This is a genomic window from Caloranaerobacter azorensis DSM 13643, assembly GCF_900129995.1.
Taxonomy (GTDB): Bacteria; Bacillota; Clostridia; order Tissierellales; family Thermohalobacteraceae; genus Caloranaerobacter; species Caloranaerobacter azorensis.
Window position 1 is genome coordinate 1 of the sequence record NZ_FQXO01000056.1, and the last position, 14,742, is coordinate 14,742.

The window sequence follows — 14,742 nt, forward strand, 5'->3', positions numbered from 1 at the left end:
ATGGACACCCTTGCCTTTGGCTAGTGGTTGGCACGGTCAACCCCCACAGTGGACTCTCACCACCTAGTTGTTACGCATGCCCGGCGCACGTAAAAGAGACGGATTATCCGCCTCTTTTAATTAAATATATCTTTTATAGCATTCTTAATCCAAGTGAAGAAGTTTTCTTTTTCTTTCTTTGTCTCTTTTTTTACTATTACTTTTTCTTTTGGCTTTTTAATTTCGTCTGTTTTCATTATAAATTTCACGCTACCTGTCATATCTTCACCTAGTCCTGTGAATGTCTGATAGTTTTCTGATAATTTTAGTATTTCATCTTTTACTTCGATTATTTCTTCTAAATCTTCTGTGCTTTCATCTACTTTATCTTTAAGCTCCCCTATTCCTTCTCGATCAAATTTTTTCATGTTTTTATCTAATTCTTCTGTTCCTTTTGCTAATTTTTTTGCTCCTTCTGATAATTTGCTCATTCCATCTGTTACTTTCTTACTACCTTTACTAAATTCATCTGCACCATTTACTAGAGCATCTGTTCCCTTATCAAGTTTAGCTAAACCTTCAGTAACTTTTTGTGAACCAACCACTAATTTTTGTGTTCCTTCTACAAACTTATTAGCTCCATTATTTAGTTCTACTGCCGCTTTATTTAATTTATCGGCTCCTGCAGATAATCCTTGACTACCTTCTTTTAATTTTTGTGCAGCTGGTTTTAACATTCCAGCACCTTTACTTAATTTTTCTAATCCGTTTGCTAAATCTTTTTGCCCTTTATTAACTTTTGAAAGCTCAAGTTTTAATCTTTCAGAACCCTCTTGTGCCGCTTTTATTCCTTCCTCTATTTTAATTAATCCCTCTAAAAATTGTGTTCCCGACTCTTTTAACTGCTGCATGCTATCTCTTTGTTCTTTAAGTCCCACTACAACCTTTTTACCTATTTCTTTTACTCCCGGTACTTTTTCTATTTTTTCGGCTGCACTTATTAGTTTATCCATTCCTGCTATAAGCATATCTAAAACTTTTAACTCTTTTTCTTTTCCTTTTTTAAGTTTTTCTAGTCCTTCTATACTTTGAGAAAGTCCCAAATTTATTTGCTCTTGTCCTTTAATTATCTTTTCTGTGCCTGATACTAATTTTTCAGCACCTTTAGCCAATTTATCTGTGTTATCTACTATTTGCCCAACTCCATTAGCTACCTGCTCGGCTCCTTCTGCAAACTCTTTTGATTTATTTGCATATTGCACAGCCCCTTCACTAAACTGTACTGCTCCTGTTCCTAGTTTACCTGCACCATCTGATAATATTTTCACTCCATCTGAAACCTGTTTAGCTCCTATATGAGCATCTTTTATGCCTTTTCCTAGTCTTGTTATTCCATCTTTTAATTGATTAGAAGCCTGACCTAGTTTATCTACACCATCTTTCAATTTATCAATATTTTCAACTAACATTTTTTGCCCTTCAGATATTTTGCCAGTAGCATCACTCAATTTGCTGCTTGCCTCTTTTAATTTTTCTATGCCATCAACAAGTTCGTCTAAATTATCTGCCTCTTTGAATGAATCTATCTCAGGAATCTCTGGAGTAACTGTAATCATTATAGGTTCCATTTCAAAATCTTTAACGTCTGCTGTAATCTCCAAATTTTCTGGTGTATTAAGAACATCACTGTCTAAATCAAGACTTTCCTTCATTCCTGGCAATGTGATGAATGTTATAATCTGATTGTTTCCATCTGATACAATTTTTCCACTATTTACTTTTACATTAGTAAATTTATCTATAGGAAGATCTGCTACAACAACAGTTACAAATGGAGTATATAGCTTTCTATTTTTACCCTTTATTTTCATATAATGAACATCTTTATTCTTTACTTCTATATTTATTTTCACCTTTCCAGACTTTCCTGCCAATTCTTTTGGACTAATTTCTTTTCCATCTAACATATATGTTATTTTTACATCAACTGGCAATTCTTTATCTGTTTTACCTTGATAGAAGATATCATTTTTATCTGTTTTCCAAATTAGCTTATCGCCTTCTTTTTCTGGTATTTCTTCTCCTTTTACATTTTTTACATTTTCTAATATTGTTCTGTCTACTATTTTGTCTTTTACTTCATCTGAATGAAGCCATACGCTAACTATTTTATCTTTTGGTACTCCCTGTTCTGTCAATATAACATAGACTGTTTCTTTTTTCTCAATTGTCCCTTTCGCAAATACAGCATTTGAAAGAATCATTGTAAAGATTAATGCAGTGCTTAATACCTTCATTAATTTGCTATTTCTTTTCATAATTAATTCCTCCCTTTTGTTAAAACCTTAAGTGTTGGTCTTGTTCTCCAGTTTTTGCTTGTTGCTGAAATTATTCTTTCTGATATTAATAATACTGCTGGCAATAGGAACAATATTGCAAACATACTTATAATTGCCCCTCTTGCTATCATCATGCTAAGACTTCTAATCATCTCTATTCTTGCTATAAATCCTACTCCTACTGTCGAACCAAAGAAGGTTAAAGCACTTGTAACAATCGATTTCGCTGAACTTTTAAGAGCTATCCTCATTGATTCGTATTTATCATGTCCATTCCTCAATTCTTCTCTAAATCTTGTAGTAAGTAGTATCGCATAATCGACTGTTGCACCTAATTGAATACTTCCTATAACTATTGATGCAATAAATGGAATTACAGTTCCCATATAATAAGGTATTGCCATGTTTATAAATATTGCTAATTCTATAATTCCAACTAATAGAACTGGTACTGATATTGATGCAAATAGTATTAAAATTATTGCAAATATAGCAAGTATTGAGATAAAACTAACTCTTTTAAAGTCAATATCAGCTATTTCAACTAAGTCTTTCGTTAAAGCACCTTCACCTGTAATGTATGCATCTTTATCGTATTTCTTAATAATTTGTCTTAATTTGATAACCTGTTCATTTTGTTCATCTGTCGCAGCTTTGTATATTGAATTAGCAAGTATTAATTTATATCCATCTTTTACAAATTGTTCTTTAATCTGTTTAGGTATAAACTCTTCTGGTATTGCTGGCCCTAATATCTTATCGTAGCCTATTACTTTTTCTATACCATCTACTTTTCCTATCTCTTCCATCATCTGTTTTATCTTAAAAGTAGGTATGTCTTCTTTTACGATAATCATATGTGTAGTTGTCATATTGTATTCATTTTTAAGTTTGTTTAAAGCTACTATTGATTCCATATCCTTTGGCAATGATTCGTCTAGATTGTAATAAACTTCAGTATTGTTTTTACCATATAATGATGGTATAAATAGTAGGATAATTATAACAATAAATACTTTATAGTATCTTGTTACAATAGATGCTACTTTATCGAATTCTGGAAGCACTGTTCCATGATTAAATCTATGAATTACCTTGTCAAATGTTAAAATTAAAGCTGGAAGTATAGTTACAGTCGCTATTACTCCTATAAATACTCCTTTTGCCATTACTATTCCAATGTCTTTACCTAATCCTAACTGCATTGCAACTAGAGCCAAGAAACCTGCTATCGTTGTAAGAGAACTTCCTAATATGGATGCTGTTGTTTTTGAAATTGCTACAGCCATAGCCTCATTTTTATCTTTCGTATGTTTTAGTTCATCTTCGTATCTGTGCAGTAAGAATATTGAATAGTCCATTGTTACACCTAGCTGCAATACTGCTGCAAGCGATTTAGTAATATATGAAATCTCTCCTAAGAAAGTATTTGTTCCGAAGTTATAAACTATCGCCATTCCTATTGCTAATAAGAATATTACTGGTATTATTGTAGATTCTAGTGTTAAAGCTAATACTATTACCGCCAATATTACTGCTAATAGTACATATATTGGTGTTTCTCTATCTGCTAATTCAATAGTATCTTTTACTATTGCCGACATACCACTTAAAAAGCACTGTTTATTTAGAACTTTTCTGATATCTTCTATAGCTTTTTGTGTCTCATCTGATGCTGCTTCATGTTCAAACTGAATTGTAAGTAATGTCGAATTTTCTCTAAAGAATGTATCTCTTATTTCACTAGGTAGTATTTCTTTTGGAACACTTTCATCTAAAAAATCGCTTATCCATGTTACTTTTTCTACGCCATCTATTTGTGAAATCTTTTCTTTTATCTTTACAACGTCTTTAGGCTCCATATTTTCTATCATCAGCATCCCGGTAGCTGCATTAGAGAATACATCATTCAATATACGCTGCCCTTTCATGGAATCTAAATTTTCTGGCAGATACGTTAATATATCGTAGTTTATTCTAGTTTTAATAATCCCATATGCAGAAGGAAGTAATAAAAGCACTGAGATGATTAAAACTAAAATTCTGTTTTTAGCTATAAACCTACCAAACTTAAGCATATGCCCATCTCCTTTTTTGCTTGAATTATTTTTGTATCATTTTGCGAATTGTTTTAAATAATATTGGTTTCATTTCATCAATCGTAGTCGGTTCTTCTAATATTATTGAGCTGTAGCACACTGAACCTGTAAGTTCTATAATCATAAATAGAGTCTTTTCAGGATTTTCTGAATCGTATTTTTCATCTTTCATGCTTTCCATGAAAGAGTTAAAAATTTCTTTCATTTCATTATACCCACTCGTATCTGCCAAAGCTCTTCTGTATAGACCCCATGAAAGATTTTTGTAAATAAGTTTTAAAAGTACCTTATTGTCTTTTAAATATTCAATAATGAAATCAATGAAGAAAATAACTTGGTTAACAAAATCTGTTATCTCTTGCTCTTTTGTTGCCTTGATTGCTTCTTTTAATACTGATGAACTTTTTCTAAGTATAATTCTGTCCAATATATCATATTTGTCTTTAAAATACAGGTAAAAAGTTCCTTTAGCTACGCCAGCTTTTTTGGCTATGTCACTTATTGCTGTATTATGAATTCCCTTTGTCGTAAACAGTTCGTATGCTGCAGCATACAGCGACTTTTCCTTTTTTTGTTTATTCTTTAATACCTTTGACAATTTGTTTATCATTCAACTCCTTTCTCAAAATTATGACCAATGGTCATTTTTTATATCTAAAGTATACTATTAAAATGACCATCGGTCAATATTTTTATTCATTAATTTTTTGAAACAAAAAAAGTATGGTCAATCCGTCCCGAACTTGTCAACAGTCTAAACATATAATTCTCTTTGGATTTTGGGAATTTATAGTATAAGTATTCGTTAATTACATTAGTACTAACTTTGTTAATTTTTTACTAAAATTTAATTTAGTAAAGTTAACGCAAAAATATTATAATAAAAGTATGGAAATTTTCTAAATTAACGATTTGAGGGGGAATATAAAAATGAAGTTTCACACAAAAGCAATTCATGCAGGACATAAGCATGATAAAACAGCTGGGGCACATGCTACACCTATTTTTCAAACATCTACCTTCATTTTTGACAGTGCTGAACAAGGAGCACGAAGATTTGAAGGCACCGAAGAAGGTTATATTTATACGCGTTTAGGAAACCCAAATATATCTGAATTAGAAGAAAAAATGGCTGCATTAGAAAATGGTGAAGCTGCTATTGCAACTGGTTCTGGAATGGCTGCTATATCTACTGTTTTACTCTCTCTATTAAAAGCAGGCGATCACATAGTTGCCGGAAAGGCTCTTTATGGATGCACTCACAGTCTAATGTCTCATGTACTTCCACGTTTTAATATTGAAACAACATTTGTAGATACATCTAATCTAGACGAAATTGAAAAAGCTGTTCGTAATAATACAAAAGTTATCTACATAGAGACTCCTGCCAATCCCACACTATTAATAACAGATATTAAAGCCGTTTCTGAAATAGCCCACAAACATAATGCTTACTTAATTGTTGACAACACTTTTATGACTCCGTATTTGCAGAAACCATTAGACTTAGGAGCAGATATCGTTGTACATAGTGCAACAAAATATATTGGCGGTCATGGTGATGTCGTTGCAGGTATTATTGTCAGTTCAAATGATATTATTGAAAACATGAAATTCCCTTATTTCAAAGATTTGGGTGGAATCATCAGTCCTTTCGACGCTTGGCTTCTAGTTCGTGGTCTTAAAACATTAGGTCCAAGAATGGATATCCATTGTAGTAATGCGAAAAAAGTCGCTGAGTACCTAGTAAATCATCCAGCTGTAAGCGAAGTTCACTATCCTGGACTTAAATCTCATCCACAACATGAATTAGCTAAAAGACAGTCAAAGGATTTTGGTGCAATGATAGCATTTGAATTAAAAGGCGGTATCGAAGCAGGAAAAACATTAATGAATAATGTTAAGATGATATCTTTAGCAGTAAGTTTAGGCTGTGTTGATTCATTAATACAGCATCCTGCAAGTATGACTCATTCTCCTGTTCCGAGAGAAGAGAGGTTAAAAGCCGGAATTACTGATGGTTTAGTTAGACTTTCAGTAGGAATAGAAAATGTAGAAGACATTATAGCAGATTTAGAACAGGCTTTGGCTAAAATAAAATAAGATGATAAAACCCCACTCTTTATATTATGAGTGGGGCTTATTTTACTCATTATCAACTAAAGCAAACATCAATGTTCCTTTGCAGGCTACTTCATCACCTACATATGCAATTGCTTCTGCTTTACCTATACCTCTCCTAAACGAAATAAGTTCTACTTCCATTCTCAATGTATCTCCCGGTTTTACTTGTTTTTTAAATCTAGCATTATCTATTCCTGCAAACACAGCTAATTTCCCTTTATTTTCTTCAAGACTTAATACCGCTACTGCTCCAACTTGAGCCATAGCTTCTACGATAAGTACTCCTGGCATTATAGGGTTGCCCGGAAAATGTCCTTGAAAGAAAGGCTCATTTATTGTTACATTTTTTATTCCTACGACCTTTTTGCCGTCTTCTATTTCAATGATTTTGTCGACTAAAAGAAATGGATATCTATGTGGGATGATTTTTTGAATATCAACGTTTGTAAGCATAATATTCCTCCTTGCGAAAAATTTTTAAATAATATTAATAAAATTATATTTTATATTTTATCATAAAAATCTGTCATATATTATTCAAATCATTGATTTTGTCTAGTTTGATTGTATATTCTTATTGACATAAAGCAACTTGATGATATAATAGAATATGATGGATTTTTGTCAAAATATTGCTAGTGTTCAATAAATGAATATAATATTTTTAATGAATCACAAATATATAAGATGTAAATATTTTATCATAATTTTTATATTTGAAAAGCTGGTAACATCTGCTTTAATACGTCTAAATTAAACAAGCAGAAAGTTACCAGCTAATATATAAAACATAGTTAATTGTAATATAATTCAGATTTTGAACACTAGTATAAAATAATATTAATATTTTTCTAAAAGGGGGGAATTTTTTGTCTCTACTTGAGCTAAAAGGCATAACACGAAGTTATAAAAATGGTCAAATCCAAGTAAATGCATTGAATGGAATTGACCTAAAAATTGAAGATGGAGATTTCGTGTCCATTATGGGGCCATCTGGTTCTGGCAAATCAACATTATTAAACATAATAGGATGTCTCGATCTCCCAACATCAGGTACATATATGATTAGAGATAAACATGTGGAAAAATTAAGAGATGGACAGCTAGCCGACATTCGAAATCAATTTATCGGTTTTGTATTTCAGCGTTTTCATCTTTTACCTAATTTAAGTGCATTAGAAAATGTTGAATTGCCACTTATTTATCAAGGTATTTTAGGTAAAAAACGCAAAAAAATTGCTAAAGAAGCATTAGAGGCTGTAGGTTTAGGAGATAGAATGAATCATTTGCCATCCCAGCTCTCTGGTGGAGAGCAGCAGAGGGTAGCAATAGCTAGAGCTATATCGAGTAATCCCTCCTTAATACTTGCAGACGAACCAACAGGTGCATTAGATTCGCGCACAAGTGAAACCATAATGAACATATTCCAAAAATTAAACAGAGAATTAAAAATTACTATAGTACAGGTAACCCATGAAAGAAAAATAGCCTTATATGGACATAAAATATATCATCTTTTAGATGGAAATATAGAAAAAGTTGAAATATTGGACAAGTCAACAGTAAAAAGCGTCTAAAAAAATTAAAATTTAGAAGGGTGATAATATGTTACAGCGTGTGATGATGATAATACTTATATTATTAATAGTATTAGGCGGTGGACTTTATGCCTACAAACAATTAATGCCAGCAGAAGTAAAAGAGGTAACAGGTCCTGTCTATGCAACAAAAAAAGTAGTAAGAGGAAATATTTCTGTAGGAGTTGAAACAAGTGGTAGACTTGATGCTACACATGGTGGTGGAATTAGAGTGCCTGAAAATATAGACCTTGATGGCCTTTCGATAAACTACATAATAGATGAGATATTAGTAAAAGAAGGAGACCACGTTAAAAAAGATCAATTAATAGCAAGATTAAAATCAACTCAAATTGAAAAAGAAATTGATAGTAAAAAAGAAAGTTTAAAGATGAAAAAAGAACAGTTAGCCGAAATGACAGGTACTCCTTTAGAAGAAATAGATAATATAAACCCTGCAAAAGGTATTACTGTAACAGCTCCTATCAGCGGAAGAATTATAAATTTAAAGGTAGAAGAAGGCGATAAATTAGAACTTGGATATCTAGTATGTAGAATTGTAGACGATTCAAAATTCAAAGTAAGAGCAAAATTAACACCTGTAGAAATAAAAAGAGTAAAAGAAGGGCAAAAGGTTGTTTTACGTTTCTCTAATTTTGACAATCTATATGAAGGTACAATAACCGAAGTTAGTCAAGACCCAGTACCAGATAAAGATAAAGATGGAAATCCTAAAGGTTTCGTATACTGGATAACTGTAGTAGCTAAAAATCCTGGATTAGTTCAGCCTGGTATGGAGGTTTATGTAGGTTTACCAGATGACAACAATCCTTCTTTTGCAAATTTCTTTGTTAATAAAGCTAGTGTAGATAGTTTTATAGAAGAAAAAAGAGTTATCAATAGAGCAGAAGCTATAGTGACAGAAGTTTTCGTACATGATATGGAAGTTATAAAAAAAGGCGAACCTATCTTATCAATGGCTGGAGCTGATACTCAAAAAATGATTCAAGACAAGCTAGAAGAAATTAAATTACTTGAATTAGAAATAAGCAAATTAAAAAGCAGTTTAGAAAATTTAGAAATAAGGTCAAAGCTAGACGGTATAATCGCATATATCAGTATTGAAGAAGGAGAAACTGTAAGACCTGGTAGATGGATTGGTTCTGTATTTAATACAAATGAAATGGAAGTATGGACACAGGTTGATGATATAGACATAGTTAATGTTAAACAGGATGCTCCTGTTAAAGTAACAGTAGATGCTATTCCTGGTGAAGTATTTGAAGGTAAAGTTATCGATGTTTCAACAAGAGGAGAAAATAATAACGGAATAACAAAATATGATGTAATCATTCAAGTTAAAGGCGGACCTAAATTAAAACCCGGTATGCAGGCAAATGTATATATCGATGCTGGAAGTGCTGAAAATGTGCTATTAGTACCTATTGAAGCAATATTCGAAGAAGATGGAAAATTCATGGTGGAAGTACTAGAACCAAACGGAACTGTAAAAGCAGTACCCGTAAAACTAGGGCTTATGAATGACCGCTATGCGGAAGTAAAAAGTGGATTAAAAGAAGGTGACCTTGTAATAACAGGAAGCAGTGCAGACATACTTCCAAGCGAACATATAAAATCTAATGACACATTGCTGCCAGATAAGAATAATAATTCCAAAGAGCAGCAAAATACAGATTCAAAAACACAAGAATAAGGAGGAATAAGTAAATGACTAATAAAATACTTTCCTTCTTTATAAGATGTTGGTTTGCTGCAAAAATGGCTGCTCATGGAATTTTATCTAAACCTTTAAGGTCTGCTTTGACAATATTGGGAATTGCAATAGGTGTTGCTTCTGTAATAAGCTTAATGGGTATAGGTGAAGGAGCCAGAAAAGCTGTTATCGAACAATTTGAAAGTTTTGGTTCTAATGTTATCATAATTAAAGCCCATAAGCCTTTTGTGGAATTTGATGCCGAAGAAGCACAGGAATTAGTCGAAAGAGTAGAAGGGTTAGAAATGGCTAGCCCCGTTATTAAAACTAATACATTAATAAGATGGAAAAGGACAAGAGGAAATATAGATATAATAGGTGTAAATGAACAATTTCCTCAAATCAGAGACCATAAAGTTATTTCTGGCCATTTCTTTACTAAACTTCATGTAACACAGCGTGCGCCCGTTGCAGTTTTAGGATATAACATAGGAAGAGGTTTACTAGGAGGAAGAAGTCCAGTTGGACGTACTATAAAACTAAATGGTGAAAATTATAGGATTATCGGAGTTCTTGCACCTAAAGGCGCAGGTAATGCAGACGATATAGATAATAAAATTTTAATCCCATATACCGCAGCACAGAAAATAGCTGAAAAAAGAACTGTTGAAGAAATTTGGGGAAAAGCCGCATCAAAAAAAGATGCAGATTTAGTAGTCGTACAACTTGGAAGAATATTTAAAAGAAAATTAGGAATAGATCAGAAATCTCCAACAGCCGCACTTAAATCTCAAAACAGTCCAAATGGCGAAAAAACTCTGGATTCAGATGGAGGCAATTTTGGCGAAGATAAGTCACCAAGAAATAATAATTCATTTATACCAACTAGAGGCGAAGATTTGATAACTATAACTAGTTTAAACAAACTTGTAAAAGAAGCCGATAAAGCTAATCGTGTAATGACATTATTATTAGGTGGAATAGCCGCCGTATCTTTATTAGTAGGCGGACTTGGTATAATGAATATAATGTTGGTTGCAGTAACTGAAAGGACTGAAGAAATAGGAGTAAGGAGAGCACTGGGAGCAAAACAAGGGGACTTATTGTTCCAATTCATTTTAGAAGCGTTATATGTAAGTATAATAGGCTCTATTGCTGGAATTGTAGCAGGAATATGGGGTATGAATATATTTGAAAAATATGGTTTTGAAACAGCTATAAGTTTACAGGCCATAAAAGTATCGACCGTAGTTGCATTAGTCTCTGGTCTATTGTTCGGAGTATATCCTGCTGTATCAGCTTCATCAGTTCCACCTGTAGAAGCATTGAGAAGACAATAATAAAACATTTCACAAAAATAAGGGCAATTAAAACTGCCCTTATTTTTTATTATCTATTTTTTAATTTTCTTTCTGCTGAATAAATTTATTACTTTTCCTTTCATATTCTTTGTTTCTTCGATTAAATTATCTGTTCCTCCTAAATATTTAAAAATTTCTTTTCCAAATTTACTCACCTTTATTTTATCAATATCATATCCATATTTTTTGTAAGAAACGTTTGCATCTTCTTTAAAACTTATTTCTAATAACCCTAAATAACTAAAATATTTCAATATTCTAGAGTTAAATACCTGTGCTACATGCATACAACCCGGAATAACTGTTGGTACTAAAAACCCAAATATATTAGCCTCACTGCCTTCAAGTCGGTGTAAAATAGTTACATTCTCATAGTCATAATATCTACATGTTTCTAAACGTGCTAAAATTTTTGCAAATTCTTTTCTATTCTGATACTCTTCTTTTATATCCTGAAGCCCTATCTCGTTCCAATCCATTTTATTCCAAATATAATCTATAAATACGGCAATTTTTTCATTTATACTTAACTCATCATATTTAGAAATATTGCTGCTGATAGATATATTATCTTTATCATCAATTGTTAAAATAAAATTATCTACACCAAATTTATAAAAAAGATGTAAAATAGGGATATCTATTTGATTAACAGTCTTTTTAACTTCAATACTGTTTATCATCATATCATTTAAATTTAGCAAATGTTTTCTTTGAATATATTTGTTTAACTTTGTAACTTTAACTTTATTTTTAGCTATGTAATCTATATAAGTATCGAAATCAGTTATAAATGAATTATTTTCATCTAGTATATACTCATCAATAATATTTTTAAGTTTTTTATCTATTTCAAACTCGATACTCACGATTTCATCTTGATAATTATCATCAAACCAATCCTCAAATGATATCTTACGCTCTATCACATCTTTATATCTAACAAATTTTTCTATATAATAATCTTTATTTTTTAATATATCAGTAATTTTATTATAATTCTCCGCATCAATATATTTTTTCTTTTTTAAATAAGAAACAAATTTTCTTAATGTAGTAATATTTGAACTTAAATCATTTTTTGAATGAAAAAACATATCTATTATACCATCCATTATAAACTCTTCAACCATATCTGCATTAATATCAACTAAAGTAATATTAGTATCTTCTAGATAAAAACGATAAAATTCTCTTAAGTTTCTAATATGAACTTCAATAGTTTTTTCTGATAATCCTTTTTCATCTCTTAAATAGTTTTCAAATTCTTTAATCTGTTTTTCAATTCGTTTAATTTGTTTATCTTTTTTAAATCCATACATTTGACTCAAAATATAATATACTCTATTGCTGTATTTTTTTTAATATTCTCTGATTTTTAACATAGGTTCTTCCGATTTGCAGCTATAATAATCATTGAGAATACTATTTAATAATAAATTCTTAATCTTAATATCAATTTGATGAAATACAGCTATAAACTTTTTGCGTCCCAATAAATCCGATATACGTCCTAAAAAAACACTACCTATCTCAAACATATCAATATTTTCCGGCTGATATAAAATCTCTACTCTCTTACAAATTAAATCAAATACTGTTACATTATCTCCTCTTATATTAATAACTTCATATAGGCTTATATAGCTTCTCTCTCTTTCTTCTAGTATTTGTTTCTCATATTTAGATATTTCATGTCTTCTCTCTTCTAAAAAATGTCTAACAAAACTTTTCCCATAAGGTGTAATATAATCCATACTAAACCATGTATTAAATACTATATAAGTGTCTCTTTCATTTAATCCTATATAATCAAAACTTATTGCAGCATCTTGTAATCTGCCTTCTTTTAAAAAATCCTGAATGTATTTCATTAGTTTTAAAGTCACACCTTCATTCAGCCTAAGAATCATATCATTAGATAATTGTCTATAATAATCTTTATTTTTCCCCACAGTATCCCATTGACTTGCTAAAAAGTAGTATAGTATTTTTGAATGCGAGTCAATGACACTTAACATGAATGAAGAATTATTAAATAGCATTAGAGCTATAATTAAAGAAGAATTAAAGCCTGTCAAAGTTTCTATTCACAACATGGAAGATGATATCAATAGTATGAAAGGTGACATTAAAAGTATAAAAACTCTACAAGAAGAAGATCATTTAATATTGAAAGCATTAGAACATAAAGCAGAAATAAACAAAGCTGAACACGATAAAATAATAAATAATCTTGCACATTTAAACGGAAAAATAACCAATATGAAGAATACTCTAAAAAGTATTAAAGAAGACAATAAATCCATCATTGAAGTATTAGGCGAACATGAAATATCAATTAGAACTTTAAAACGCAGACCAGTATAAAAAATTTGTGCTTAAACGAAAATAAAAACTCCTTTCTAGCAATAATAAAAAATAAACAGTAGTGTAAAAACAAACTTTCCCTATTATAAAAGTATTGCCAAAATTATATGGTAATATACATAAACCCATATAATTTTGGCAATCATAGCAGACTCTACATTCTTTCCATGTTTACTTGTTTTAATCTTGCAATATCTGCCCAATTATTTGCTGTAGCTTCTTCAATTCTATAAATTGCCCTTTTTATCGTTTGTACATCTCCTTTTATATATGCTATATCATTTCTCATTTGATCATGTTCTGCTTTATTCACTTGTGCTCGATGTTCTAAAGCTTTAACAATTTCATAAGTTTCATCTACTTTATTTTTCATACCAGCCATTTCAACTTTTACGTCTCTTACTTCATCTCTTATACCTTTTATATCGCCCTGCATACCCTTCATTTCACTGTGCATGCCATTAATCTGACTCTTCATGTCTTTCATTTCACTCTGCATACCATTAATTTGTCCCTGCATGTTATTCATCTGATTCTGCATACTCTTCATTTCGCTTTGCATATCATTAATCTGACTCTTCATGCCTTTCATCTCATTCTGCATACCATCAATTTGACTCTGCATGCTATTCATTTGATTCTGCATACTATCAATCTGACTCTTCATGCCTTTCATTTCGTCTTTTAAAGGTTTTAATTCCTCTTTAAGCATATCTCTAATTGTCAATAATAATTCCTTTTCCATAACCACACCACCCCAATATAATTAACACAAAAAACACTTCATCACTACCATTATAAATTAATTTAAAAATTAATGCAATTTTTATTTTCTATAACTTCAATTCGTAATATGAAAAATTAAATTCATTTATGCTATACTAAAGCTAAAATAGGATCAAGGAGTGATTGAATCTCTTCGCTACAAGAACTATACAATTTTATAAATTCTAGGAAGTTGAAGATTGCAAAGTACCTACCCCTGTAGATTATTACTTTCTTTTCTTTTTTACATACATACTTCTTTATAGCTACTGGTAAACTTTTTTTGGCATACTTTTGCCCTTCTTCTGTGTTTTTGTATATTTGAAAATACATATATCCTATCAATAACATAACTATATGAAATACTATAAAGTTGTATTTTGTACTTTTAAAATCTTCTAATTTCCAAAATTC

At 30.9% G+C, this 14,742-nt stretch carries 13 protein-coding genes; 5 read left to right on the forward strand and 8 right to left on the reverse strand.

Annotated features, from left to right (window positions below; genetic code table 11):
- Positions 1-116: 116 nt before the first annotated feature.
- The 3 genes from BUB51_RS09000 to BUB51_RS09010 are packed head-to-tail and all read right to left on the reverse strand — an operon-like array spanning position 117 to position 5,027.
- Entirely contained in the window at positions 117-2,297 is a 2,181-nt protein-coding gene (locus tag BUB51_RS09000) for a methyl-accepting chemotaxis protein (RefSeq protein WP_073197207.1), read from the reverse strand.
- 2 nt (positions 2,298-2,299) lie between these two features.
- Entirely contained in the window at positions 2,300-4,396 is a 2,097-nt protein-coding gene (locus tag BUB51_RS09005; protein WP_073197209.1) for an efflux RND transporter permease subunit, read from the reverse strand.
- A 25-nt stretch (positions 4,397-4,421) separates the two neighbouring features.
- Positions 4,422-5,027, reverse strand: a complete 606-nt coding sequence (locus BUB51_RS09010; RefSeq protein ID WP_073197211.1) for a TetR/AcrR family transcriptional regulator — start codon at positions 5,025-5,027, stop codon at positions 4,422-4,424.
- A gap of 320 nt (positions 5,028-5,347) precedes the next feature.
- On the opposite strand from BUB51_RS09010, the gene megL reads away from it, so the two are divergent.
- Positions 5,348-6,520, forward strand: a complete 1,173-nt coding sequence (gene megL / locus BUB51_RS09015; protein WP_143153594.1) for a methionine gamma-lyase — start codon at positions 5,348-5,350, stop codon at positions 6,518-6,520.
- 42 nt (positions 6,521-6,562) lie between these two features.
- Here the strand turns inward: megL and fabZ are convergent, their stop codons facing one another.
- Positions 6,563-6,994: a 3-hydroxyacyl-ACP dehydratase FabZ gene (gene fabZ, locus BUB51_RS09020; protein ID WP_073197213.1), complete on the reverse strand. Its 432-nt coding sequence runs from the start codon at positions 6,992-6,994 to the stop codon at positions 6,563-6,565.
- A 416-nt stretch (positions 6,995-7,410) separates the two neighbouring features.
- On the opposite strand from fabZ, the gene BUB51_RS09025 reads away from it, so the two are divergent.
- The 3 genes from BUB51_RS09025 to BUB51_RS09035 are packed head-to-tail and all read left to right on the forward strand — an operon-like array spanning position 7,411 to position 11,172.
- Positions 7,411-8,118: an ABC transporter ATP-binding protein gene (locus BUB51_RS09025; protein ID WP_073197215.1), complete on the forward strand. Its 708-nt coding sequence runs from the start codon at positions 7,411-7,413 to the stop codon at positions 8,116-8,118.
- A gap of 28 nt (positions 8,119-8,146) precedes the next feature.
- Positions 8,147-9,832: an efflux RND transporter periplasmic adaptor subunit gene (locus BUB51_RS09030; protein WP_073197217.1), complete on the forward strand. Its 1,686-nt coding sequence runs from the start codon at positions 8,147-8,149 to the stop codon at positions 9,830-9,832.
- Between the two features lie 14 nt (positions 9,833-9,846).
- Positions 9,847-11,172, forward strand: a complete 1,326-nt coding sequence (locus BUB51_RS09035; protein WP_073197219.1) for an ABC transporter permease — start codon at positions 9,847-9,849, stop codon at positions 11,170-11,172.
- A 53-nt stretch (positions 11,173-11,225) separates the two neighbouring features.
- Here the strand turns inward: BUB51_RS09035 and BUB51_RS09040 are convergent, their stop codons facing one another.
- Complete coding sequence (locus BUB51_RS09040) at positions 11,226-12,515, reverse strand: site-specific integrase (protein ID WP_073197221.1); 1,290 nt, start codon at positions 12,513-12,515, stop codon at positions 11,226-11,228.
- A 39-nt stretch (positions 12,516-12,554) separates the two neighbouring features.
- Positions 12,555-13,148, reverse strand: a complete 594-nt coding sequence (locus BUB51_RS09045; RefSeq protein ID WP_073197223.1) for a DUF7986 domain-containing protein — start codon at positions 13,146-13,148, stop codon at positions 12,555-12,557.
- A gap of 52 nt (positions 13,149-13,200) precedes the next feature.
- Here BUB51_RS09045 and BUB51_RS09050 point away from each other — a divergent pair, with 52 nt between their 5' ends.
- Positions 13,201-13,563 (forward strand): hypothetical protein, encoded by a 363-nt coding sequence (locus tag BUB51_RS09050; RefSeq protein WP_073197225.1) that lies wholly within the window; start codon positions 13,201-13,203, stop codon positions 13,561-13,563.
- 154 nt (positions 13,564-13,717) lie between these two features.
- On the opposite strand, the gene BUB51_RS13455 is transcribed toward BUB51_RS09050, so the two are convergent.
- On the reverse strand, positions 13,718-14,308 hold the full coding sequence (locus BUB51_RS13455) for a hypothetical protein (RefSeq protein ID WP_143153595.1): 591 nt from the start codon (positions 14,306-14,308) through the stop codon (positions 13,718-13,720).
- Between the two features lie 131 nt (positions 14,309-14,439).
- Positions 14,440-14,742 (reverse strand): hypothetical protein (locus tag BUB51_RS09060; RefSeq protein ID WP_073197227.1); only part of this gene is annotated, 303 nt, incomplete at its 5' end.